This window comes from Streptomyces sp. UC4497 (assembly GCF_054871485.1).
In genome coordinates, this window is sequence record NZ_JBTYHB010000042.1 from 1 (window position 1) to 22516 (window position 22516).

At 71.0% G+C, this 22516-nt stretch carries 20 protein-coding genes and 1 riboswitch; of the genes, 7 read left to right on the top strand and 13 right to left on the bottom strand.

Translation table 11 applies throughout. From position 1 onward, the window contains the following. Positions 1 to 405: 405 nt before the first annotated feature. Positions 406 to 1791, bottom strand: coding sequence for an MFS transporter (locus ACYSUO_RS36215; RefSeq protein WP_461780450.1), 1386 nt, complete (start codon positions 1789 to 1791; stop codon positions 406 to 408). Between the two features lie 358 nt (positions 1792 to 2149). Here ACYSUO_RS36215 and ACYSUO_RS36220 point away from each other — a divergent pair, with 358 nt between their 5' ends. After that, positions 2150 to 4168 carry a bifunctional glycosyltransferase 87/phosphatase PAP2 family protein gene (locus ACYSUO_RS36220; RefSeq protein ID WP_461780451.1) on the top strand — a complete coding sequence of 673 codons (2019 nt, stop codon included), beginning with the start codon at positions 2150 to 2152 and terminating at the stop codon, positions 4166 to 4168. Here the strand turns inward: ACYSUO_RS36220 and ACYSUO_RS36225 are convergent. After that, the gene (locus tag ACYSUO_RS36225; protein ID WP_461780452.1) at positions 4074 to 5339 is read right to left on the bottom strand and encodes a cytochrome P450; all 1266 of its coding nucleotides are present in this window, start codon (positions 5337 to 5339) and stop codon (positions 4074 to 4076) included. The two genes, ACYSUO_RS36220 and ACYSUO_RS36225, sit on opposite strands and share 95 nt — an antisense overlap. Positions 5340 to 5593: 254 nt before the next feature. Between ACYSUO_RS36225 and ACYSUO_RS36230 the strand changes: the two genes are divergently transcribed. Next, complete coding sequence (locus ACYSUO_RS36230) at positions 5594 to 6763, top strand: steroid 3-ketoacyl-CoA thiolase (RefSeq protein ID WP_461780453.1); 1170 nt, start codon at positions 5594 to 5596, stop codon at positions 6761 to 6763. A 196-nt stretch (positions 6764 to 6959) separates the two neighbouring features. Here the strand turns inward: ACYSUO_RS36230 and ACYSUO_RS36235 are convergent, their stop codons facing one another. From ACYSUO_RS36235 to ACYSUO_RS36275, 9 genes are all read right to left on the bottom strand, one after another. Continuing rightward, positions 6960 to 7370 (bottom strand): aggregation-promoting factor C-terminal-like domain-containing protein, encoded by a 411-nt coding sequence (locus ACYSUO_RS36235; protein ID WP_461780454.1) that lies wholly within the window; start codon positions 7368 to 7370, stop codon positions 6960 to 6962. A 216-nt stretch (positions 7371 to 7586) separates the two neighbouring features. Then, positions 7587 to 8432, bottom strand: a complete 846-nt coding sequence (locus ACYSUO_RS36240; RefSeq protein ID WP_461780455.1) for an ECF transporter S component — start codon at positions 8430 to 8432, stop codon at positions 7587 to 7589. Beyond that, positions 8429 to 10135 (bottom strand): ABC transporter ATP-binding protein, encoded by a 1707-nt coding sequence (locus tag ACYSUO_RS36245; protein WP_461780456.1) that lies wholly within the window; start codon positions 10133 to 10135, stop codon positions 8429 to 8431. The genes ACYSUO_RS36240 and ACYSUO_RS36245 overlap by 4 nt, the downstream gene beginning before the upstream one ends. Then, positions 10132 to 11292 carry an energy-coupling factor transporter transmembrane component T gene (locus tag ACYSUO_RS36250; protein ID WP_461780457.1) on the bottom strand — a complete coding sequence of 387 codons (1161 nt, stop codon included), beginning with the start codon at positions 11290 to 11292 and terminating at the stop codon, positions 10132 to 10134. The genes ACYSUO_RS36245 and ACYSUO_RS36250 overlap by 4 nt, the downstream gene beginning before the upstream one ends. Positions 11293 to 11295: 3 nt before the next feature. After that, complete coding sequence (locus ACYSUO_RS36255; RefSeq protein ID WP_461780510.1) at positions 11296 to 11919, bottom strand: SCO2322 family protein; 624 nt, start codon at positions 11917 to 11919, stop codon at positions 11296 to 11298. Between the two features lie 62 nt (positions 11920 to 11981). Further along, entirely contained in the window at positions 11982 to 13202 is a 1221-nt protein-coding gene (locus ACYSUO_RS36260) for a prenyltransferase/squalene oxidase repeat-containing protein (RefSeq protein ID WP_461780458.1), read from the bottom strand. A 103-nt stretch (positions 13203 to 13305) separates the two neighbouring features. Then, positions 13306 to 13381: riboswitch (adenosylcobalamin-variant (AdoCbl-variant) riboswitch) on the bottom strand. Positions 13382 to 13545: 164 nt separating this feature from the next. Continuing rightward, complete coding sequence (locus ACYSUO_RS36265) at positions 13546 to 14724, bottom strand: flotillin family protein (protein WP_461780459.1); 1179 nt, start codon at positions 14722 to 14724, stop codon at positions 13546 to 13548. A gap of 14 nt (positions 14725 to 14738) precedes the next feature. Beyond that, positions 14739 to 14984, bottom strand: coding sequence for a hypothetical protein (locus ACYSUO_RS36270; protein WP_327663566.1), 246 nt, complete (start codon positions 14982 to 14984; stop codon positions 14739 to 14741). A gap of 127 nt (positions 14985 to 15111) precedes the next feature. Then, complete coding sequence (locus ACYSUO_RS36275; RefSeq protein WP_461780460.1) at positions 15112 to 16173, bottom strand: MBL fold metallo-hydrolase; 1062 nt, start codon at positions 16171 to 16173, stop codon at positions 15112 to 15114. Between the two features lie 205 nt (positions 16174 to 16378). On the opposite strand from ACYSUO_RS36275, the gene ACYSUO_RS36280 reads away from it, so the two are divergent. Continuing rightward, positions 16379 to 17845: an aldehyde dehydrogenase gene (locus ACYSUO_RS36280; RefSeq protein WP_461780461.1), complete on the top strand. Its 1467-nt coding sequence runs from the start codon at positions 16379 to 16381 to the stop codon at positions 17843 to 17845. Positions 17846 to 17847: 2 nt separating this feature from the next. Further along, entirely contained in the window at positions 17848 to 18081 is a 234-nt protein-coding gene (locus ACYSUO_RS36285) for a ferredoxin (protein WP_426903871.1), read from the top strand. 54 nt (positions 18082 to 18135) lie between these two features. Here the strand turns inward: ACYSUO_RS36285 and ACYSUO_RS36290 are convergent, their stop codons facing one another. Further along, positions 18136 to 18768 carry a TetR family transcriptional regulator gene (locus ACYSUO_RS36290; protein WP_461780462.1) on the bottom strand — a complete coding sequence of 211 codons (633 nt, stop codon included), beginning with the start codon at positions 18766 to 18768 and terminating at the stop codon, positions 18136 to 18138. A gap of 177 nt (positions 18769 to 18945) precedes the next feature. On the opposite strand from ACYSUO_RS36290, the gene ACYSUO_RS36295 reads away from it, so the two are divergent. From ACYSUO_RS36295 to ACYSUO_RS36305, 3 genes are read left to right on the top strand one after another with little or no spacing between them, the layout of a single operon-like run. Continuing rightward, positions 18946 to 20274 carry a glycosyltransferase family 4 protein gene (locus ACYSUO_RS36295; protein ID WP_461780463.1) on the top strand — a complete coding sequence of 443 codons (1329 nt, stop codon included), beginning with the start codon at positions 18946 to 18948 and terminating at the stop codon, positions 20272 to 20274. Further along, the gene (locus ACYSUO_RS36300; protein ID WP_327663571.1) at positions 20268 to 21008 is read left to right on the top strand and encodes a class I SAM-dependent methyltransferase; all 741 of its coding nucleotides are present in this window, start codon (positions 20268 to 20270) and stop codon (positions 21006 to 21008) included. The genes ACYSUO_RS36295 and ACYSUO_RS36300 overlap by 7 nt, the downstream gene beginning before the upstream one ends. Continuing rightward, entirely contained in the window at positions 21005 to 22090 is a 1086-nt protein-coding gene (locus tag ACYSUO_RS36305) for a prenyltransferase (protein ID WP_461780464.1), read from the top strand. Before ACYSUO_RS36300 ends, ACYSUO_RS36305 begins: the two co-directional genes overlap by 4 nt. On the opposite strand, the gene ACYSUO_RS36310 is transcribed toward ACYSUO_RS36305, so the two are convergent. Beyond that, positions 22087 to 22383 carry a hypothetical protein gene (locus ACYSUO_RS36310; protein WP_426903875.1) on the bottom strand — a complete coding sequence of 99 codons (297 nt, stop codon included), beginning with the start codon at positions 22381 to 22383 and terminating at the stop codon, positions 22087 to 22089. The two genes, ACYSUO_RS36305 and ACYSUO_RS36310, sit on opposite strands and share 4 nt — an antisense overlap. Positions 22384 to 22516 lie beyond the last annotated feature (133 nt).

Here is a 22516-nt window from a genome sequence, read left to right on the forward strand (position 1 = left end):
GGGGGGGGGGGGGGCGGGGGGGGGGGGGGCGGGGGGCGGGGGGGGGGGGGGGGGGGGGGGGGGGGGGCGGGGGGCGGGGGGGCGGGGGGGGGGGGGGGCGGGGGGGGGGGGGGGGGGGGGGGGGGGGGGGGGGGGGGGGGGGGGGGGGGGGGGGGGGGCGCGGGGGGGCGGGGGGGGGGGGGGGGGGGGGCGGGGGCCCCCCCGCCGGGGGGGGGGGGGGGGGCGCGGGCGGGGGGGGGGGGGGGGGGGGCCGGGGGGGGGGGGGGGGGCCGGGGGGGGGGGGCCCCCGGGGGGGGGGGGGGGCCGGGGGGGCCCGGGGGGGGGGCGGGGGGGGGGCGCGGGGGGCCCGGCGCCCCCCCCCCCCCCCCCCCCCCCCCCCGCCCTCTTGCAAGGACTACGCGTGCCTCACACCGCCGGCGGCGACCCCGGCAGCGGCTTGCCCGCGGACTCCTTCATGCGCCACACCGCGATACCGCCGATGACGGCCGCGGCCATCATGTAGTACGCCGGGATCATCAGGTTGCCCGTGGCCGCGATGAGGGAGGCCACGACCAGCGGCGTCGTACCACCGAAGATCGAGACGGACAGGTTGAAGCTGACGGCCAGGGAGCCGTAGCGGACCTTCGTGTCGAACAGCGCGGGCAGCGTCGAGGGCATCGACGAGGTGAAGGAGACGAGCAGCAGGCCGAGCGCGGCGAGGCCGAGCGCGATCGCCCAGGTCGAGCCCTGCTGGATCAGCAGCAGCGCGGGGATGGAGAGCGCCAGGAAGCCGGCGCAGCCGATGCCGATCACCCAGCGGTGGCCGAAGCGGTCGTTGGCGAGACCCATCGGGAGCTGCACGGCCATCATCAGCAGCATCACGCCGATCAGGATCAGCGTGCCGTGCGTGGCGTCGTAGCTGAGCTCCTCGCTCAGGAACGTCGGCATGTAGGAGAGCAGCATGTAGTCGGTCACGTTGAAGACCAGGACCAGCGCGATGCACAGGAACATCGGCTTCGCGTTGCCGACGAACATCTCCTTCAGCTTCGGCTTCGGGCGGGACTTCTCCTTCGCCTCGGCCTCGTCCGCCAGCTTCTTGAACGCCGGGGTCTCCTCGAGCTTCATCCGGACGTAGAGACCGACCAGGCCGATCGGGCCCGCGACCAGGAACGGGATGCGCCAGCCCCAGCTGTAGAGGTCGTCGGTGGCCATCGTCGTCGTGAGCACCGTCGCGAGCGCGGCACCGGCGACGTAACCGGCGTTCGTGCCGAGCTCCAGGAACGAGCCGAAGAAGCCGCGGCGCTTGTCGGGCGCGTACTCGGCGATGAACGTGCAGGCACCGCCGTACTCACCACCGGCCGAGAAGCCCTGCACCATACGGGCCACGATCAGCAGCACCGGGGCCCAGATGCCGATGGCGCCGTGCGACGGGATCAGGCCGATCGCGAAGGTGCCCGCCGACATCATGATCATGGTGATGGCGAGAACGCGCTGACGGCCGATGCGGTCGCCGAGCGGGCCGAAGAAGGCGCCGCCGATGGGGCGCACGAGGAAGGCGGCGGCGAAGGTGCCGAGCGTGGACAGGACCTGCGCCGTGCTCGATGCCGCGGGGAAGAAGACGTGCCCGAGCGTCGCGGTCAGGTAGCCGTAGACGCCGAAGTCGAACCACTCCATCGCGTTGCCGAGGGCCGCCGCCTTGACCGCGCGCTTGACCAGCGCGGGGTCGGTGGTGGTGGGCTCGGATGAGGTGCGGTCCTTCGCCGGGGCGGAGGACCTGACGGTACTGGGGGCGATGGAAGTGGCGCTGGACACGGGTCCTTCGCCTTCCTTTCGTCGGGGACATGAGCAACGGCCGTTCACGCGGAACGGCCGACGCATCGACCATAGGGGCGCCCGCGCCCGCAACGGGTAGTGTTCAGTTAACTCCCCTCCGTGAGGAAACCCTTTCTGGCCTGGGGAAACGTCAAAGCCTTCGCACGGTGCTGATGCAAATTCTTGTGATCTATGTCGCGGAACCGCACGTGTGAAGGACGGGACAAAGTGGCCGAAGACACTGCCTACCCGTCAAATTCCGGTGGACAGACAGGTGAAGGAGCAGTTGCCTGCGTCTTATCTGGATGTGCGGTGAATGTCGGTGATCCGGTCGAGTTGAGCGGGAGGTCCGAAAGGCGTGGCGAACGCGGAGCATGGAGGGGCGGCGCCGGGATCCACTGATCCGGTGACGGGGCGGCTCGGCGTGCTGCGCGCCGGCCTGTGGCTGATCGCGGCCGTACTGGGCGCGCGTCAACTTGTTGCGGTGCTGAGCGCTCCTCCGGGTGAGCGACTCACCGATCTGGAGACCTGGATCGGACCCGATGGGGTGCTGCATGTCAGCGGCTCGCTGTACGACGCGCCCGACCGGTTCACCGGTCCGCCGTTCGCGGGCCTCGTCCTCAAGCCGCTCGCGCGCGCGGCCGAGCAGGCGCTCGGCTGGGGCTGGACGTTCGGCTCGCTGGCCCTTGTCGTAGCGCTCGGCGTGGTCGCCGCGCGCGCCCTGCCGCCGCCCGTGTCCCGGCGTACGGCCCTGTTCGCGGCGCCCGTCGCGATCAGTCTGCTCATGCTGTCGCTGCCGGTGCGCAACGCCTTCACGCTCGGCCAGACCAGCATCCTGCCGGTCCTGCTCGTGCTGCTCGGCTGCTTCGCGGTGCGCGGGCAGACGGCGTCCGGCGCCCTGATCGGCGTCGCCGCCGCGCTCCAGCCGACCGTGCTGCTGTTCGCGCCGCTGCTGTGGTTCACCGGGCGCAGGCGGGCCGCCGCCGCGACGGGCGCCGCCTTCGCCGCGGGCACCGGCATCGCCTGGCTCGCGATGCCGCAGGACTCATGGACGTACTGGGTGCATCACGTGGCGGGCACCGGCCTCGCCGCCGATCCGGCCGCGACCGCCAACCAGTCACTGCACGGCATGCTGCTGCGCCTGGGGCTCCAAGGGCCGCTGGAGATCGCCCTCTTCCTGGCCCTCGGCGCCGCCGTGGCCGTCCTCGGCCTGCGCCGCTCCATCACGTACGCGCGCGACGGGCAGCTGCTGCTCGCCGTCGCGGTCACCGGCTGTGTCGCGGTCGCCGTGTCCCCGACGACCTGGCAGCACCAGCTTCTGTGGGTACTGCTCGCGGTCGTCGGCCGGGTGGGGGCCAAGACCGCCGACCGGGCGGTGTGGCCGGTCGCCGTCGTCCTGGTGATGACGCTCCCGGCCTCCGCGGTACTGCCGCAGCTGCCGGTGCTCGCGCCGCTGCGGGACAACCTCGTGCTGGTCGCCGTGCTCGCCGCGGCCTGCGCCGTCCCCTTCCTCCGGCGCACGGATCCGGCCTTCGGGGCCGCGCGGCCCACCGTTTATACGGAGCCGGTTCCGGCCCGCTGGGCGTGGGTGCCGCTGGTGCCGGTGTGGCGGCGCGCGCTCGCCCGCCCCAACCTGCTGCTCGAACTGCTCCTGATCCGCGTCGGATACTCCGCGTATCAGCAGGTCAGGATCGTCGCGGCGGGCGGCAGACCGCGCGCCGAGGAGCACGGGGCGCAGGTGCACGCGGTGGAGCGGTTCCTGGGCATCGACATCGAGCACTGGGCGAACCATGCGGTCGTTTCGGTCGGATGGCTGCGCAATTTCTTCGACTTTTACTACACGTCCTTTCACTTTGTGGTGCCGCTGACGGTCCTCGCGGTCCTCTACGTGCGCCGCCCCGCGGACTACCGCTGGGCGCGCACCTCCCTCGGCTTCGCGACGGTCCTGGCCCTCGTCGGCTTCTGGCTGTACCCGCTCGCGCCGCCGCGCCTGATGCCCACGCTGGGCTTCATCGACACGGTCCACGGTGTGCAGGACTTCTCACAGCCGGACTACGGGACGCTCACCGCGGTCACCAACCAGTACGCGGCGATGCCCTCGCTGCACTTCGGCTGGTCGCTGTGGTGCGGCCTCGTCATCGTGGCGCTCGCCCCGAAGTGGTGGATGAAGGCGCTCGGCCTCGTCCACCCCTTGTTCACGGCGTCCGCGATCGTGGCGACGGGGAACCACTGGGTGCTGGATGCGGTGGGCGGGGCGGTGGTGGTGGGGGCCGGGTTCGGGCTCACGTACGTGTTGTCGGGGCCCCGGCAGCAGCGACCTGAAGTTCCTTCACTCCGTTCAGCCACGCAGCGCGCAGCCGTCGGGGATCGCCCGTGAGGCGCAGATCCGGTGCCGCGTCCGCCAGGGCGTTGAAGATCAGGTCGATCTCCAGGATCGCCAGGGACTTGCCGAGGCAGAAGTGCGGACCGCCGCCGCCGAAGCCGAGGTGCGGATTGGGGTCGCGGGTGATGTCGAAGGTGTCCGGGTTCTCGAAGACCTCCGGGTCGTGATTGGCGGAGGAGTAGAAGAGGCCGACCCGGTCGCCCGCCTTGATCTTCTGTCCGCCGAGCTCGGTGTCCTGCGTGGCGGTCCGCTGGAAGGAGACGACCGGCGTCGCCCAGCGCACGATCTCCTCGGCCGCGGTGCTCGGGCGGTCCCGCTTGTAGAGCTCCCACTGGTCGGGGTGGGTGAGGAAGGCGTGCATGCCGTGGGTGATGGCGTTGCGGGTCGTCTCGTTGCCGGCGACGGCGAGCAGGATCACGAAGAAGCCGAACTCGTCGGAGGACAGGTTGCCCTCGTCCTCGGCCGCGACCAGCTGGCTCACGATGTCCTTGGCCGGGCACTTCTTGCGGTCGGCCGCGAGGTTCATCGCGTAGCCGACGATCTCCATGGCGGCCTCGGCGCCGATCTCCTCGGTGATCGCGTACTCCGGGTCGTCGTACGCGACCATCTTGTTGGACCAGTCGAAGACCTTGGAGCGGTCCTTCTGCTCGATGCCGATGAGCTCGGCGATGGCCTGCAGCGGCAGCTCGACGGCGACGTTCGTGACGAAGTCGAACGAGCCGTCGGGGCCCGCCTGTTGGACCGCCTTGGCGACGATGTCGCCGGCGCGGTTGCGCAGCTTCTCCTCCAGGGACCGGATGGCGCGCGGGGTGAACCCGCGCTGCACTATCTGGCGTACCCGGGTGTGCTCGGGCGGGTCCATGTTGAGCATGATCATCTTCTGTACGTCGATCTGGTCGCGCTCGATCGAGGAGTTGAAGCGGATCACGGCGGTGTTGATGTTGGACGAGTAGATCTCCGGGTGAGTGGAGACGTATTTGACGTCCGCGTGTCGGGTCACGGCCCAGTAGCCGGAGTCGTCGAAGCCGGAGATGCCGGTCTCCTGCTGGATCCAGCGGACCGGTTCGGTCTGCCGGAGCTGGGCGAACTCCGGGTGGGGAACGCGGTGTTGGAGGAGGTCGGGGTCCGTGAAGTCGAACCCGTCGGGCAGCGCGGGGCACGGCATGGAGTCACTCCCGTGGTGGTCTGACGAGCCGTCAGTTATGGCTTGGAAGGTAATAACGGGTTCTAGAAGTAGCAAGGCCCGCGGACGTGTTGGTTCGGTGCGATGTGCGTGCACGCCCCTTGCGTACCGGGGGTAAGGGCCCCGAGACTGCAAGCAGAACTGGTACGCGTTCTAGTTTCGTGTGCGGGCAGTCCGCGCGAGGTTCGTCCAGTTCTGGTCGTGCTGGTCCGGGAATCCTGGAGAGGACGTAGGTCATGGCAGCCGAGCCCGTCATCGTCGAAGCCGTACGCACCCCGATCGGCAAGCGCGGCGGCGCGCTGGCCAATCTGCATCCCGCCTATCTACTGGGCGAGACCTATCGCGAACTCCTCGGCCGTACGGGCATCCAGCCGGACTGCGTCGAGCAGATCGTCGGCGGCACGGTCACGCACGCGGGCGAGCAGTCCATGAACCCGGCGCGCACGGCCTGGCTCACGATGGGCCTGCCGTACGAGACGGCCGCGACGACGGTGGACTGTCAGTGCGGTTCGTCCCAGCAGGCCTCGCACATGACCGCGAACATGATCGCGGCGGGCGTCATCGACGTGGGTATCTCGTGCGGCGTCGAGGCGATGTCGCGGGTGCCGCTGGGTTCGGGGTCCAAGCACGGGCCGGGCAAGCCGTTCCCCGACGAGTGGAACGTGGACCTGCCCAACCAGTTCGAGGCCGCCGAACGCATCGCGCGCAGGCGGGAGTTGACCCGGGAGAACGTGGACTCGCTCGGCCTCATATCCCAGGAGCGGGCGGCCACCGCCTGGGCCGAGGAGCGCTTCAAACGCGAGACGTTCGCGGTGCAGGTGCCGACCACGGAGGAGGAGCAGGCCGCGGGGCAGGGCATGTGGCGGCTCGTCGACCGTGACGAAGGTCTGCGTGACACGAGCATGGAGGGCCTCGCGAAGCTCAAGCCGGTGATGCCGACGGCCGTGCACACGGCGGGCAACTCCTCGCAGATCTCCGACGGGGCGTCCGCGATCATGTGGGCGTCGAAGCGGATGGCGCGGGCGCTCAAGCTGAAGCCGCGGGCGCGGATCGTGGCGCAGGCGTTGGTCGGTGCGGACCCGCACTACCACCTGGACGGGCCGGTGGATGCGACGCGGGCGGTGCTCGGCAAGGCGGGGATGTCCTTGAAGGACATCGACGTCGTCGAGATCAACGAGGCGTTCGCGTCGGTGGTGTTGAGCTGGACGCAGGTCTTCGAGCAGGACCTGGAGAAGGTGAACGTGAACGGCGGCGCGATCGCCCTCGGGCATCCGGTGGGGGCGACGGGGGCGCGGCTCATCACGTCGGCGTTGCATGAACTTGAGCGCAGGGACAAGGAGTTCGCGCTCATCACGATGTGTGCGGGCGGGGCGCTGTCGACGGGGACGATCATCCAGCGGCTGTAAACCTGCGGGTGCCTTCGGGGCGGGTGAGCACATCAAGCCCCTGCGGCGATTGAGCAGCGGGGCCCGGGGCGGAGCCCCGCGACCGCAACCCCTCACTGGGGTCAAAGTCACGGGGCTTTGCCCCGGACCCCACCGCTCAATCGCCGCGGGGGCTTGATTTGCCGCGAGGGGATGGCTGGCTCAACGCCGGAGGCGATCAGTACCAACCGTTCGACTGCCAGTGGCTCCACGCGCCACACGCGCTGCCGTAGCGGTCGTTCATGTACTTGACGCCCCACTCGATCTGCGTCTCGGGGTTCGTCTTCCAGTCGCCGCCGGCCGACGCCATCTTGTTGGCGGGCAGCGCCTGGACGAGGCCGTAGGCGCCGGTGGAGGCGTTCGTCGCGTTCGGGTTCCAGCCGCTCTCGTGGGACACGATCTTGTCGAAGCAGCTGAACTGGGCCGAGTTCGAGATCTTCTGCTGGGCGATGGCCTTCGCCGAGCCCGACGTCGACGCGGCCTGGGCCGGGGCCGATGCGAAGAGGAAACCGGTCGTGGCGGCGGCGAGGGTGACGCCGGCGATGGCCTTCTTCGGAGTGGCGATACGGCGCAGGAGCGTGGCGGTCAAAACGGAACCTTCCGTGGGAGGCAGGGAGTGGCAGGGCGTGGTGCCTTGCGGTTGCTCCACAGAAACAAAGACCGAGGGGTGTAGGCAATGTCGGCTTTTACTAAGGAAGGTCGGACTTGGTGGTTAGTGGGGTAAATGTCCGTTGTGTGACGTAGGGAAGGTGTGCGAAGGGACTACGGTCCCGCTTAGTACGTGACGTGGGTCATGTGGGGGGCTTCACGCCCGCGGCTCGTCGAATGTGACCTGGGCCTCGAAGGCGGCCCGCCGCGTGGCCCGGCGCAGCGCCTTGAGGACGGCGCCGCCCGCGACCAGCGTCAGTACGACGGTGAGCGCCGCACGCCCCAGGTCCCAGCCCAGCGAGGTCGCCGCACAGTACGCGAGGAAGCGGGCCAGGTTCTCGTGCAGCGCGGCGTCCGGCTGGTACGCCACGGAGGAGGCCAGCGCGTTCATGAACGGCCAGCCCGCCAGATTCATGATCGTGCCGTACGCGAACGCGGCCAGGAAGCCGTAGGCGGCGAGCATGACGCGCTCGGCGCGGCCGCGCAGGGCGTGGGCGCCGGGGAGGAGCCCCGCACCCATCGTGAACCAGCCCATCGACAGCATCTGGAACGGCATCCAGGGACCCACACCCCCGGTCAGCAGCGCCGAGGTGAACATGCTGAGCGAGCCGAGGACGAAGCCGAAGCCGGGACCGAGGACCCGGCCGCTCAGGACCATCAGGAAGAACATCGGCTCCAGGCCGGCCGTGCCCGCGCCGATGGGTCGCAGCGCCGCCCCCGCGGCCGCCAGCACACCGAGCATCGCCACCGCCTTGGGGCCCATGCCGGACTCCGAGATCGTGGCCGCGACCACGGCGACCAGCAGCACGAGCAGCGCCGCGAACAGCCAGGGCGCGTCCTGCGCGTGCGCGTTCACCTCGGACCCGGGTCCGGTGATCAACGGCCAGCCGATGCCGACCATGCCGACGGCGCTCACCAGGAGCAGCGCCGCTATGGAGCGAGGGCCGAGGCGTACGGGGTTCGCGCGGCCCGTGCCGGGCGGTGGTGTCGTGGCCCCCGTCATGCCAGGGCCTTCTCTACCTCGGAAACCGTGAGCCAGCGCTGCGGCGCAAGGATCTTCGCGACCTGCGGGGCGAAGGACGGGGACGACGTGACGATGTCGGGGGTGGGGCCGTCCGCCACGATCTCGCCGTCCGCGAGGATCGCCACGCGGTGGGTCAGCTCCGCCGCCAGTTCCACGTCGTGCGTCGCCATGACGATGGCGTGGCCCTCGGCCGCGAGGTTCCGCAGGATCGCGACGAGCCGGGACTTGGCCGCGTAGTCCAGGCCGCGGGTCGGCTCGTCGAGGAGGAGGAGCGGCGGGGCCGCCGTCAGCACGATCGCCAGGGCGAGAGTGAGGCGCTGGCCCTCGGAGAGGTCACGGGGGTGGGTGTCGTCGGCGATGCCGGGGAGGAGGTCGGTCAGGAGGGTCCGGCAGGTGCCGGGGGCGGCGGCCGCGTCCTTGTCCGCCGCCGCGCACTCCGCTGCGACCGTGTCCGCGCAGAGCAGGTCGCGGGGTTCCTGGGGTACGAGGCCCACCTTGCGGATGAGGTCGCGGGGCGTTGTTTTGTGGGGGGTGGCACCGCCGGTCGTGACCGTGCCGGAGGTCGGCTTGATCATGCCGACGAGGGTCGAGAGCAGGGTTGATTTGCCGGCGCCATTGCGGCCCATCAGAGCGAGCACCTCGCCGGTGGTGACCGTGAGGGTGATGTGGCGGAGGGCTTCGATACGGCCTCGGCGTACGCCCAGGTTCTTGGTTGCGGCCAACGTGGCTGACGTCGCGGGGCTCTGCCCCGGACCCCGCTGCTCAAACGCCGCAGGGGCTTGATTGGGGCTCTGCCCCATGCCCCGCTGCTCAATCGCCGCAGGGGCTTGATCTGCCCGAGCTGCTCGATCGGCCCCCGGCGTTGATTGCGCGAGCCGGAGTTTCAGGTCGGTTGCCGCGCGTCGCGCGTTGCGCACCGTCAGTGGCAGTGGGTCCCAGCCCGCCAACCGGCCCAGGCCGACCACCGGTGGGTATACCGGGGAGACCGCCATGACGTCGGCCGGGGGGCCCACCGTCAAGGGTTTGCCCGGGCCCGGGAGCAGGGCCACCTGGTCCGCGTACTGGATGACCCGTTCCAGTCGGTGTTCGGCCATCAGGACTGTCGTGCCCAGGTCGTGGACCAGGCGTTGCAGGACCGAGAGGACCTCTTCCGCCGCTGCCGGGTCGAGGGCGGACGTCGGTTCGTCGAGGACGAGGACCTGGGGGTGCGGGGTGAGGACGGAGCCGATCGCGACGCGCTGCTGCTGGCCGCCGGAGAGCGTGGAGATGGGGCGGTCGCGCAGGTCCGCGAGGCCGAGGAGGTCGAGGGTCTCCTCCACGCGGCGGCGCATGATCGGCGGGGTCAGGCCCAACGACTCCATGCCGTACGCGAGTTCGTCCTCGACCGTGTCCGTCACGAAGTGCGCGAGCGGGTCCTGGCCCACCGTGCCGACGACGTCGGCGAGTTCGCGCGGCTTGTGCGTACGGGTGTCGCGGCCCGCGACGGTGACCCGGCCCGCGAGCGTGCCGCCCGTGAAGTGCGGGACCAGTCCGCTCACCGCTCCGAGGAGCGTGGACTTGCCCACCCCGGACGGTCCTGCGAGGAGCATCAACTCGCCCTCGGGGACGTGGAGTTGGATGCCGTCGACGGTGGGGCGCGAGGCGCCGTCGTAGGTCACGGAGACGTTCTCGAAGCGGATCATGACGACGCCTCCGTCTGCTTGTCGGAAATCGGCCTGTCGGGAATCGGCTTGTCGGGAGTCGGCCTGTCGGGAGCGGGTGCGAGGAAGGCCGGGAGCAGGCCGAGCAGGATGCCCGCCGCCGGCCACAGCGGCAGCTCCGGCGCCGCGAGCGGGACCACCGGCGGCTGGAGGGACGCCGGGTCCCGGGTGCCGGTCCAGATCATGACCGCCGCGGCCACCGCCCCGGACGCCGCGACCAGCCAGGCGCGTACGCCCCACACATCGGGCCGGTAGCGGGTCCGCACCGTGCGGCGGCCGCCCAGCCACAGCCCGCCGAGCGCGGCGGCGACCCCGGCCAGCAGCACCGGGAGCCCGTACCCGGCGCCGGACGCCGCGAGCAGCCCGTACGTTCCCGCGCACACCCCGATGAGGCCGCCCAGCGTGAGCGCGGCCGTGGCGCGGCGGACGGTGGGCGGCACCTCGGCGGTGCGGCCGTAGCCGCGCGCGTCCATGGCGGCGGCCAGTGCGACCGAGCGCTCCAACGCGCCCTCCAGGACCGGGAGTCCGACCTGGATCAGCCCGCGCAGACCGCGGTCCGGACGGCCGCGCAGGCGTCGCGCCGCCCGCAGCCTGCGGACGTCCGCGACCAGGTTCGGGGCGAACGTCATCGCCACGACGACCGCGACCCCGGCCTCGTACAGCGCGCCCGGCAGCGACTTGAGCAGTCGGGAAGGGGACGCGAGCGCGTTGGCGGCGCCCACGCAGATGAGGAGCGTGGCCAGCTTCAGGCCGTCGTAGAGCGCGAAGACGAGGCCTTCGAGCGTCACCGGGCCGCCGATCCGTACCCCCTGCGCCCACTCCGGCAGCGGCATCTCTGGCAGCGTGAACAGCAGGTGAGTGCCCGGGATCGCCGAGCCGAGCAGCGTCGCGAAGACCAGGCGGATGCCGAGCACGGCCAGCGCCAGCTTCACGAACGCCCCGTACGAACGCGCCCACGGCGCCTCCGTGCGGCGCGCCGCCACCACGTACCCGGCGACGCCGATCAGCATCGCGAGCAGCAGCGGGTTCGTGGTGCGGGACGCGGCCGTGCCGAGGCCGAGCGCCCAGATCCACCAGGCGCCCGGGTGCAGGGAGTTGGAGCGGTGGGCCCTGGGGGCGCGGAGCTGGGAGGCGGCCATGCGTCAGCGGCGGCGGCGTCGGGCCTGCACGCCGGCCGCGATGCCGAGCACGACGACCACGGCGATGCCCGCGATGAGGCCGACCGAGGGGCCGCCGTCGTCGTCGGACTGCGAGGCGGAGTCCTTCGCGGACGGCGTCGAGGGCGTCTTGTCGGGCGTCTCCTTGGACACCTGCTCGCCGCAGCCCGACTTCGGGTAGCCGGAGATCGCGCACAGCATCGCGCTGCTGTCGTAGCGCAGCGGCTTCGCGACGGCGGCGAGGGCGTCGGCGCTCGTCGCGTTCTCGGCCACCCGCGCGCACGCGGTGCGCGGCTTCGGCGGGGTCTCGCCGCCCGGGGCGTCGGCCGCCGTGCCGGAGTCGATGACGAGCGCGATCCGCTTCTTGCCGTCCCCGGCGGATGTGCCGGAACAGATCGTGTCGAAGTCGGCGGCGCCGCGCGGCTGCTTCGCGTCCTTCGAGTCCGCGCTCACCGCGAACCGGAAGCCCTGCACGTCGCCGTCGTCCGGCTTGGTCTGCGAGGGGCCCGCCGTCGCGTACGTCCAGGTGTTCTTGGTGTTCTTGGAGCCGTCCTGCTCCCAGAACGACCAGTACCGGTACCCGGCAGCCTGCGCCGGGGCGACGGTCATGGCGAGGAGCGCGACGAGCAGTCCTACGACGAGCCCGCCGAGCCCGGCCGACCTGCGCGCGGTCACGGCTGCTGCTTCTTGCGGCCGCTGAGCAGGAAACCGGCGCCCACGGCCGCGATGAACATCACGCCGATGATCCACCAGTTGGCACCGCTGCCACCGTCGTCCTTCTTCTCGTCCGAGTCCGACGCGGACGACTTCGTGGAGGCGGGCTCCGGGCCGGTCTTGTTGAGCGCGCTCACCAGGTCCGTCCCGCCGAAGTCGCGCGGGTCGTTGCCGGTGGCGTGCGCCGCGAAGATCAGCTCGGCGTAGGCGGCGGGTCCGGTCTGCGCGGCCCAGCCCTTCGCGTTCTTCTCCAGCCAGGTGTACGAGTCCTTCGTGGCCTTGACGCCCTCCGCCGCGGCGACGGCGGTGACCGCGTCGGCGGTGTTGCCGTAGTCGGGCTGATCGGTGGCGCCGGCCAGCTGGGACTTCAGGTAGAGGTGGGTGTCGAGCTGGTTCTGCAGGTAGACGGCGCCGTTGTGCGCGATGTCCTTCGCGTTCTTGCCGTCCTCGCAGGTGTACGCGTCCGGAGCCGTGCCCTTGCCGGGCGCGAAGCCGGTGCCGAGGGCGCCGAGCACACCGGCGGCGGTGGCGTCGGCGTTCGCGGCGAGCTCGCCCTTCTTGTCCGGCTGGTAGGCGAGGGCGCCGCCGTCCTTGCCCTTGGAGCAGGGGAGGGCGAGCGAGGCGAGGGCGTCGGTGCCGGTCTTCCCCTTGCCCGACTTCACCTCGGACGGCTTCTCACCGGCCGCGACGAGGGCGCCGATGGCGACGGACGTGGAGTTCGCGTCGCTGTCCATGCCCTGGCTGTAGCCCCAGCCGCCGTCGGCGTTCTGGGTCTTCTTCAGCCGGTCGACGCCCTTGGCGACCTCGCCGTCACGGCCGCCGACCGCGGCGAGGGCCTGGACGGCGGCCGCGGTGGCGTTGCTGTCGATCTTGGTCTTGGCGTCGCAGGGCTTGGTGGGCTCGGCGCGGAAGGCGGCGAAGCCGCCGTTCTCGCACTGCTGCCCGGCCAGCCAGTCGACGGCCTTCGCCGCGGGCTTCACGCCCACGGTGTCCTGCGCGACGAGCGCCAGCGACTGCCGCCAGACTCCGTCGTACGTGGGGTCGCCCTTGCCGTAGAGGCCCGACGGGACGACCGTCTTCGGCGAGGGGGAGGCGCTGTCCGCGCTCGCGGCCTGCGCGCCCATGGCGCCGATCGCGACGGTCGCGGCGACGAGCGCGGCGCTGCGGCGAATGTTCATGGTGGGGCGGGTGCCTCTCCCTGCGGGGAGCGGGGCGGCGCGGCACACGGGGGTACCGGGCGGCTCCGGCTCCGTATTCCTCGACGGTCCTGAGCCGAGCGCGTACGTATGAGGCATTCCGGCTGTCACGGCTGCGGGTCAGCGCCGGATTTGCACCGGCTTCCCCTCGTACGTACGTACTGACGACGTCTTTACTGTACCCGGCGGGGTGGCTCCGGCCCCCGGGCTCCGCCCCGGCCACCCGCGCGGGGCTCCGCCCCGGACCCCGCGCCTCAAACGCCGGCGGGGCTGAAAATGCCGCACCGGCGTGACGGCCTCGGGGCTCCGCCCCGGACCCCGCGCCTCAAGCGCCGGCGGGGCTGGAAATGTCCACCGGGCCGTCGTCGCTGCCGCGCGGAGCGCCTACGTAGGGCTCGACCGCCGAGCCGAAGCCCCCCGACCCCTCGCCGGAGAGGTTCTTGCGGACCGAGTCCAGGATGGTGAGGCCCTGGCCGACCAGGCCCGCCGCGATCTCGCCCAGACCATCCGCCCCGTTCAGAACGTTGACGTTCGCCCCGGCGAGACCCGCCGAGGCCTCCTTCACGATCTGCGGCAGCTGGTCGATGAGCATGCGGTCGAGGGCGACCCGGTCGTACGACGCCGCCGCCTCCGCCTGGATCTTCATCCGCTCCGCCTCGGCGAGAGCCAGGACGCGGATGCGCTCCGCGTCGGCCTGCGCCGGCTTGACGACCTCCGACACCAGCTGCTTCTCCCGCAACTCGGCCTGCCTCATGGCCAGTTCGGTCTGGGCCGCGAGGACCTCCTGCTGGGCGTGGGCGAGCGCGAGCGGACCCGCCTGCTCGGCCTGCGCCTTGGCGCGGTCCACCTCGGCGCTGTACTCGGCCTGCACGATCGCGGTCTGCCGCGCGTACTCGGCCTGCTTGCGGGCCGCCGCCTGCTCCGCCTCGGCGGACGCCTGCGTGGCCTGCGCCTGCGCGATCTGCGCCTGCCGCTGGATCGCGGCCTTGTGCGGGCGCGACATCGCCTCGATGTACCCGGTCTGGCCGTCGTCGATGGACTGGATCTGCAGCGAGTCGACGTGCAGGCCGATCTTCGCCATCTCGGCCTTCGACGTGTCGAGGACCTCCGTGGCGAGCTTCTGCCGCTCGGTCACGATCTCCTCGACCGTCATCGAGCCGATGATCGAGCGCAGATGACCGGCGAAGATGCGCCCGGTGAGGACCGACATCTGGTCCTGGTCGGAGAGGAAGCGCTGACCGGCGTTGACGATCGACTCGTGGTCGTTGCCGACCTTGAAGGCGATCACGGCGCGCACGGTCAGGGCGATGCCCTGCTTGGTCACACACTTCTCGACGACTTCCGCCTCGCTCATCGCGAGCGACAGGAAGCGGGTCTTGCGGAACACGGGGAGCACGAACTTCCCGTGTCCGGTGACGACGCGGAACGGCGCTCCCCCAAGTCCCCGCCTGCCGCCCGAGATCAGCATCGCCTCGTCGGGCGCGGGAACGCGATATCCGAACATGCCTGTACGTCTCCTTAGCGGGCGTCGCCCTCGCCGCCGGGGAGAAGAGGGTCGGACCAGGCCATGACCACGACCTGCCGGCAGCCGCGGGACTCGATCACGAGCACGGTGGCGCCCCGCTCCAGGGGCTCGTCCGAGTACGCGAGAAAGGTCTCGGTTCCGCCCCTGACCTGCACCAACACCTCACCCGGACCGGCGGCCCCACGTGTGCCGAGAACCAGCTTCCCCGTTTGGCCGACCACAGCCTCGTCCGGCGTCATCGGCGGGCGCCCCCTTGTCGTTCCAGCTCGTGCGAGCTCTTGTGGCCAGAACATACGCCTGCGGGGGCGGGCCTTCCATCAGGGCACGGCAAAGATCCTCCCTGGGGCGGGAGTTCGACGACAGGACCTAGTGCGGGCTTGCTTGGTACGTCACCGGATCGCTGCCCGCGACCTGTTCCACCCGGCCCGACTTCTGCAGGCGGCGCAGGTGAGCCTCCGCCTCCGACACCGCGATCGTCCGTGACCCGTAAGGGATTTGGGCCCACGGGCGGTTCCACTCCATACGTTCGGCGAGCTGCCATGGGGTGAGGGGGGAGGAGAGGAGGGCGAGGAGGCCGGTCAGGCGGTCCTCGTGGTGGTCCAGCAACTCGGCCACCCGCGCCGGGGCATCGGTGAAGGTGTGCTGGTGCGCCGGGAGGACCTCCGCCGGGTCGAGCCGCCCCACTCGTTCGAGCGAGTCGAGGTAGTCGCCGAGCGGGTCGGTGACGGTGGCGTCGTCGGGGTCCTCGTACAGGCCGATGTGCGGGGTGATCCCGGGCAGCATGTGGTCGCCGGAGAAGAGGCGGCCGTTGCCCGCGCGGCCCGCGGGGTGTTCCTCCTCCAGGTGCAGGCATACGTGCCCCGGCGTGTGGCCCGGCGTCCAGATCGCGCGCAGCCTGCGGCCCGGCAGGTCGAGCAGGTCGCCGGGGGTGATGGTGCGGTCCGGCAACGCGGGCGCGAAGCCCGGCAGTTGGCGTTGCTTGCCGGAGTCGCGGGCCGCGATCAGCGGGGCAATGTGCTCCTCGGGCGCACCGGCCGCGACCAACTTCCGCACCATGTACGCGTACCAGCGCTCCGGCTTGTTCTCCCGGGTGCGCCGGACCACCGCCACGTCCGCCTCGTGCATCGCGATCCAGGCGCCGGACGCCTCCCGTACCTTCTCCGACAGGCCGTGGTGGTCCGGGTGGTGATGGGTGATCAGGACGCCGGTGAGGTCCTCGACGCTCGTGCCGCAGGCGGTCAGGCCGGTGGTCAGGGCGTCCCAGGATGTCGGGTCGTCCCAGCCCGTGTCGATGAGGACCGGGCCCGCGTCGGTGTCGACCAGGTAGACGAGGGTGAAGCCGAGCGGGTTGTCGGGGATCGGTACGCGGATGCTGTGCACGCCCCCGCTGTGGTCGGTCACCTGCGTCGCCTCTGTCGCCTCTGCCATCGGACACCCTCCGCCGCTCCAGCCGAACTGCGGTCACTGTACGGGAACTTGTAGAACTCGTTTCAATGGTCGCCCCGGCGAACCGTATCCGCGAGAGCGTCTCAGCGGGTGGTCGCGGCCCGTGCACCACCCTTCCGGATCGCAACTAGAACTGGTATCAGTTCTGAAACACCGTCAGAAAAGCCGTGCCCGGAGGATGCCAGCCATGACCGAGCTCGTGGAACACGGACAGCTGTTCATAGGCGGGGAGTTGACCGACCCGCTCGGCAAGGACGTCATCGAGGTCGTCTCGCCGCACACCGGCGAGGTCTTCGGCCGGGTGCCGCACGCCGCGCCCGCCGATGTCGACCGCGCCGTGGCCGTCGCCCGCCGCGCCTTCGAGGACGGCCCCTGGCCGCGGATGAGCCTCGACGAGCGCATCGAGATCATCGCGAAGATCAAGGACGCGTTCGCGGTCCGGCACGAGGAGATCGCCCGCGTCATCAGCAGCGAGAACGGCACCCCGTACACCTCCGGCGTCATGGTGCAGGCGCTCGCCGCGATGATGGTCTGGGACTCCGCGATCAACGTCGCCCGGGGCTTCACGTACGAGGAGACGCGCGACGGCGCCCTCGGCAAGCTCCTCGTGCGCCGCGAGCCCGTCGGCGTCGTCGCGGCCATCGTGCCGTGGAACGTCCCGCAGTTCACCGCCGCCGCGAAGCTCGCGCCCGCGCTGCTCGCCGGCAACCCGGTGATCCTCAAGACCTCGCCGGAGACACCGCTCGACGCGTATCTGCTCGCCGAGATAGCCACGGAGGCGGGGCTCCCGGAGGGCGTGCTCTCCATCCTCTCCGCCGACCGTGAGGTCAGCGAGTACCTGGTCGGTCACCCCGGCGTCGACAAGGTCTCCTTCACCGGGTCCGTCGCCGCGGGCAAGCGCGTCATGGAGGTCGCCTCGCGCAACCTCACCCGCGTCACCCTCGAACTCGGCGGCAAGTCCGCGGCCGTCGTCCTGGAGGACGCCGACGCGGGCGCCGCCGTCTCCGGCATCGTCCCGTTCGCCTGGATGATCAACGGCCAGGCCTGTGTGGCGCAGACCCGGATCCTCGTCCCGCGCTCGCGCTACGACGAGTTCGCCGACGCGTTCTCCACGGCGGCGTCGGCGTTGAAGATCGGCGACCCGCTCGACCCGGCCACCGAACTCGGCCCGCTCGTCGCCCAGCGCCAGCAGCAGCGCTCCCTCGACTACATACGCATCGGCCAGCAGGAGGGCGCCAAGATCCTCACCGGCGGCGGGGTCCCGAAGGGCTTCGAACAGGGCTGGTACGTCGAACCGACCCTCTTCGGCGACGTCGACAACTCCATGCGGATCGCCCGCGAGGAGATCTTCGGGCCGGTCATCTGCCTGCTCCCGTACGGGGACGAGGCCGAGGCCATCAAGATCGCCAACGACTCCGACTACGGCCTCAGCGGCAGCGTGTGGACCGCCGACACAGCGCACGGGGTCGACATCGCGCGGCAGGTGCGTACGGGCACGTACAGCGTGAACACGTTCAGCCTCGACATGCTCGGGCCGTTCGGCGGCTACAAGAACTCCGGCCTGGGGCGGGAGTTCGGGCCCGAGGGGTACGGGGAGTACTTCGAGCACAAGATGATCCACCTGCCCGCGGGGTACGAGCCGGAGGCGAGCTGAGCATGGGTGACCGGTGGCATGTGGAGGTCGACCGGAGCGTGTGCATCGGGTCCGCGATGTGTGTGAACACCGCGCCGGACGGGTTCCGGCTCGACAGTGCGCGGCAGTCGCACCCGGTCGACCCGGAGGCCGACGCCAACGAGAAGATCCTCGCGGCGGCGGAGGGCTGCCCCGTCGAGGCGATCACGCTGGCGCTGGCGGATACGGGGGAGGTTGTCTTTCCTCCGGAGGATTGAATCGCGGCCTGGGCCGTGGCTGAGGTCTCGGGGCTCTGCCCCGGACCCCGCTGCTCAATCGCCGCAGGGGCTGGATTTGGGCCCGGTCGTGTCGATCAACCGGCACACCATCTCGATGTCGATTTTGACCTGGGCGATGGAGGCGCGGCCCGAGAGCCACGTGATCAGCGCGGAGTGCCACGTGTGCTCGATGACCCGCACCGCGGACAACTGCTCCGGGGTCGGGTCGTCGAGCTCCATCGCGTCGAGAATGATCGCCGTGGTCTGCCGCGACACCTGGTCCACCGCAGGGCTCACGCTCCGGTCCGCGAAGGTCAGCGCCCGCACCATCGCATCCGCGAGATGCGGCTCCCGCTGCAACGCACGGAAGGCCCGCATCAGCGTCTCGGCCACCCGCTCCGCGGGGGAGTCGCCGGACGGCGGCCGCTTACGGACCGTCGTGTGCATGTGCTGGAGCTGGTCCTGCATCGTGGCGACCAGGAGGTGCACCTTGCTCGGGAAGTAGCGGTACAGCGTGCCGAGCGCGACCTGGGACGATTCGGCGACCTCCCGCATCTGCACCGCGTCGAAGCCACCGCGCGCCGCGAGCTGCGCGCTGGCGTGCAGGATGCGACGGCGCCTGGCCTCCTGACGCTCGGTGAGCGCGGGGGTCGTGCGGGTGGTGGTTCTCGCGTCCGGAGCTGTCATCAGAAAGCTTTCCGTGTCCCGTGGCGCCTGCCGTGGCGTGAATCACCCGATCCACCTCTTACGGCCCGGCTACCAGCCGGTAGATTCGATGCTCTTGAACGATCAAGTCTGAAACTTGTTCTAGATTAGCGTCCCCACGTAGTGTCCACGGGCAAGCAGGAAGAAGGGTGGCCTGGAGTGACCGCGGAGTCCTTGCGTATCGCTCTCCTCACGTACAAAGGCAACCCGTTCTGTGGTGGTCAGGGCGTATACGTCCGGCACCTCTCGCGGGAGCTGGTCCGGCTCGGGCACCGCGTGGAGGTCATCGGCTCCCAGCCGTACCCCGTGCTCGACGAGGGCGAGGACCTGGCGGGGCTCTCGCTGACCGAGCTGCCGAGCCTCGATCTGTACCGCAGCCCCGACCCCTTTCGTACACCCAAGCTCGCCGAGTACCGCGACTGGGTCGACGCTCTTGAAGTCGGAACCATGTGGACCGGCGGTTTCCCCGAGCCGCTGACGTTCTCGCTGCGCGCCCGCCGTCATCTGCGGGCAAGACGCGGCGAGTTCGACGTCGTGCACGACAACCAGACGCTCGGGTACGGGCTGTTGGGGGACATCGGCGGCCCGCTCGTCACCACCATTCACCACCCGATCACCGTGGACCGGCAGCTGGAGCTGGACGCCGCCGAGAACTGGCAGCAGCGGATGTCCAAGCGCCGCTGGTACGCGTTCACGCGCATGCAGAAGCGCGTCGCGCGCCGGCTGCCGTCCGTGGTCACCGTCTCCGGCACGTCCCGCGACGAGATCGTCGAGCACTTGGGCGTGCGTCCCGGGCGGATCAACGTCGTGCACATCGGCGCCGACACCGATCTGTTCTCGCCGAATCCGGCCGTGGCGGAGGTGCCGGGCCGGATCGTGACGACCTCCAGCGCCGACGTACCGCTCAAGGGCCTTGTGTACCTCGTCGAGGCGCTCGCCAAGGTGCGGGCCGAGCAGCCGGACGCGCATCTGGTCGTGGTCGGTAAGCGGCCCGAGGAGGGGCCGGTCGCGGGGGCCATCGCGCGGTACGGGCTCGAAGGCGCCGTCGAGTTCGTCAAGGGCATCAGCGACCAGGAGCTCGTCGACCTCGTGCGCTCGGCGCAGGTCGCCTGCGTGCCCTCCCTCTACGAGGGGTTCTCGCTGCCCGCCGCCGAGGCCATGGCCACCGGCACCCCGCTCGTCGCCACCACCGGCGGCGCGATCCCCGAGGTGGCGGGCCGCGACGGCGAGACCTGCCTCGCCGTGCCGACCGCCGACCCGGGCGCGCTCGCCGAGTCCCTCGCCCGGCTGCTCGGCGACCGTGAACTGCGCGCCCGGCTCGGCGCGGCAGGCCGTGCCCGCGTCCTGGAACGCTTCACGTGGGCGCGCGCCGCGCAGGGCACCGCAGAGCTCTACCGCGAGGCGATGGAGACCGCACCCCGGTCGACTCGCCCCGTACGCAACGAAGTTGTCACCGAAACCCCCCAGGAAAGCAGGGCCACGTGCTGACCGTCGACTTCACCCGTTTCCCGCTCGCCGCGGGCGACCGCGTCCTCGATCTCGGGTGCGGGGCCGGACGGCACGCGTTCGAGTGCTACCGGCGCGGGGCACAGGTCGTCGCCCTCGATCAGAACAAGGACGAGATCGCCGAGGTCGCCAAGTGGTTCGCCGCGATGAAGGAGGCGGGCGAGGCCCCCGCGGGCGCCACCGCGACCGCCATGGAGGGGGACGCGCTCCAACTCCCCTTCCCCGACGAGTCGTTCGACGTCGTCATCATCAGCGAGGTGATGGAGCACATCCCCGACGACAAGGGGGTGCTCGCCGAGATGGTGCGCGTGCTGAAGCCGGGCGGCCGGATCGCGGTCACCGTGCCGCGCTACGGCCCCGAGAAGGTGTGCTGGGCGCTCTCCGACGAGTACCACGAGGTCGAGGGCGGCCACATCCGCATCTACAAGGCCGACGAGCTCCTCGGCAAGATGCGCGAGGCGGGCCTCAAGCCGTACGGCACGCACCACGCGCACGCGCTGCACGCGCCGTACTGGTGGCTCAAGTGCGCGTTCGGCGTCGACAACGACAAGGCGCTGCCGGTGAAGGCGTACCACAAGCTCCTGGTCTGGGACATCATGAAGAAGCCGGCGCTCACCCGGGTCGCCGAGGGTCTCCTCAACCCCGTCGTCGGCAAGAGCTTCGTCGCGTACGCCACGAAGCCGCACCTGCCGAAGGCCGACGGGGCCGCTGAGTGAGCAGCCCGGAGCGGACCGAACTCCTCGTACTCCCCGGTGTGCTGACGGCTGATCAGGCCGCGCAGACCGTCGCCGGGATACTCGCCGTGCAGCGCGCGGACGGGGCCATCCCGTGGTTCCGCGGGCACCACCTCGACCCGTGGGACCACACCGAGGCCGCCATGGCGCTCGACGTGGCCGGCGAGCACGAGGCCGCCGAGCGCGCCTACGCGTGGCTGGCCAGGCACCAGGGCGAGGACGGCTCCTGGTTCGCCGCCTACCGCGACGGCGACCCGGACGATGTGACGGACCGCGGCCGCGAGTCCAACTTCGTCGCGTACATCGCCGTGGGCGTCTGGCACCACTATCTCTCCACCGGCGACGACGCCTTCCTCGACCGCATGTGGCCGGTCGTGTGCGCGGCGACGGAGTTCGTGCTCCGCCTCCAGCAGCCCGGCGGCCAGATCGGCTGGAAGCGCGAACCGGACGGCACGCCGGTCAACGATGCGCTCCTCACCGGCAGTTCGTCCGTCCACCACGCCCTGCGCTGCGCGCTCGCCATCGCCGAACAGCGCGAAGAGCCGCAGCCCGACTGGGAGTTGGCGCTCGGCGCGCTCGGGCATGCCATCCGCAGCCACCCCGAGCGGTTCCTCGACAAGGGCCGCTACTCGATGGACTGGTACTACCCGGTCCTCGGCGGCGCCCTGCGCGGAGCCGAGGCGAAGGAGCGCATCCAGGCCGACTGGGACACGTTCGTCGTGCCAGGCCTCGGGGTGCGCTGCGTGGTCCCCAACCCGTGGGTGACCGGCGGCGAGAGCGCCGAACTCGCCCTCGCGCTCTGGGCGGTGGGCGAGTCCGACTGGGCGCTCGAGATCCTCCAGGACATCCAGCACCTGCGCGACCCGAAGACCGGCCTGTACTGGACGGGCTACGTCTTCGACGACAAGGCCATCTGGCCGGAGGAACTGACCACGTGGACCGCGGGCTCCGTGCTGCTCGCGGTGGCGGCCCTCGGCGGCGACGAGGCCACGTGCTCCGTGTTCGGCGGCGGCCTGCTCCCCACGGGCGTCGAACCGGACTGCTGCGCCGCTGACAGGGGCTAGTACCGGCGCAGTCGGTTGGCGATGGCGTGGCCGACGAAGAGGTAGACGACGGCCGCGAGGCCGTAGCCGGCGACGACGCGGGCCCAGTCCGCATCGAAAGTGAAGAGGTCGTGCGACCAGGCGGCCAGCCACGCGGACGCGTCGTGGACGACCTGGACCAGGTCGTTTCCGCGGTTCGCGTCCAGTAGGTACATCAGGATCCACAGGCCCAGGATCAGGGCCAGTGCATCGGCGACGATCGCCACGGTCCGGGCGGCCTCGTTGGTCCCTCGGTAATGCCGATTCGCAGACATGTTCTTCCGGGTTGCCCCGCCGACCCCGATGAAACCCGTACGGGCTTCCTCAAGTGGCGCACACGCAGCGGCCGGGTGACGCTGCCACGAGTGCCACTCCAGCCACGGAGGTAGTCGGTGGTAACCCGTTCCC

Bases quoted from the DNA above. Each gene is read 5' to 3' on its own strand.
- ACYSUO_RS36225 (WP_461780452.1), bottom strand. From the start codon at position 5,339: ATGCCGTGCCCCGCGCTGCCCGACGGGTTCGACTTCACGGACCCCGAC.
- ACYSUO_RS36230 (WP_461780453.1), top strand. From the start codon at position 5,594: ATGGCAGCCGAGCCCGTCATCGTCGAAGCCGTACGCACCCCGATCGGC.
- ACYSUO_RS36240 (WP_461780455.1), bottom strand. From the start codon at position 8,432: ATGACGGGGGCCACGACACCACCGCCCGGCACGGGCCGCGCGAACCCC.
- ACYSUO_RS36245 (WP_461780456.1), bottom strand. From the start codon at position 10,135: ATGATCCGCTTCGAGAACGTCTCCGTGACCTACGACGGCGCCTCGCGC.
- ACYSUO_RS36250 (WP_461780457.1), bottom strand. From the start codon at position 11,292: ATGGCCGCCTCCCAGCTCCGCGCCCCCAGGGCCCACCGCTCCAACTCC.
- ACYSUO_RS36255 (WP_461780510.1), bottom strand. From the start codon at position 11,919: ATGACCGTCGCCCCGGCGCAGGCTGCCGGGTACCGGTACTGGTCGTTC.
- ACYSUO_RS36260 (WP_461780458.1), bottom strand. From the start codon at position 13,202: ATGAACATTCGCCGCAGCGCCGCGCTCGTCGCCGCGACCGTCGCGATC.
- ACYSUO_RS36265 (WP_461780459.1), bottom strand. From the start codon at position 14,724: ATGTTCGGATATCGCGTTCCCGCGCCCGACGAGGCGATGCTGATCTCG.
- ACYSUO_RS36270 (WP_327663566.1), bottom strand. From the start codon at position 14,984: ATGACGCCGGACGAGGCTGTGGTCGGCCAAACGGGGAAGCTGGTTCTC.
- ACYSUO_RS36275 (WP_461780460.1), bottom strand. From the start codon at position 16,173: ATGGCAGAGGCGACAGAGGCGACGCAGGTGACCGACCACAGCGGGGGC.
- ACYSUO_RS36280 (WP_461780461.1), top strand. From the start codon at position 16,379: ATGACCGAGCTCGTGGAACACGGACAGCTGTTCATAGGCGGGGAGTTG.
- ACYSUO_RS36285 (WP_426903871.1), top strand. From the start codon at position 17,848: ATGGGTGACCGGTGGCATGTGGAGGTCGACCGGAGCGTGTGCATCGGG.
- ACYSUO_RS36290 (WP_461780462.1), bottom strand. From the start codon at position 18,768: ATGACAGCTCCGGACGCGAGAACCACCACCCGCACGACCCCCGCGCTC.
- ACYSUO_RS36310 (WP_426903875.1), bottom strand. From the start codon at position 22,383: ATGTCTGCGAATCGGCATTACCGAGGGACCAACGAGGCCGCCCGGACC.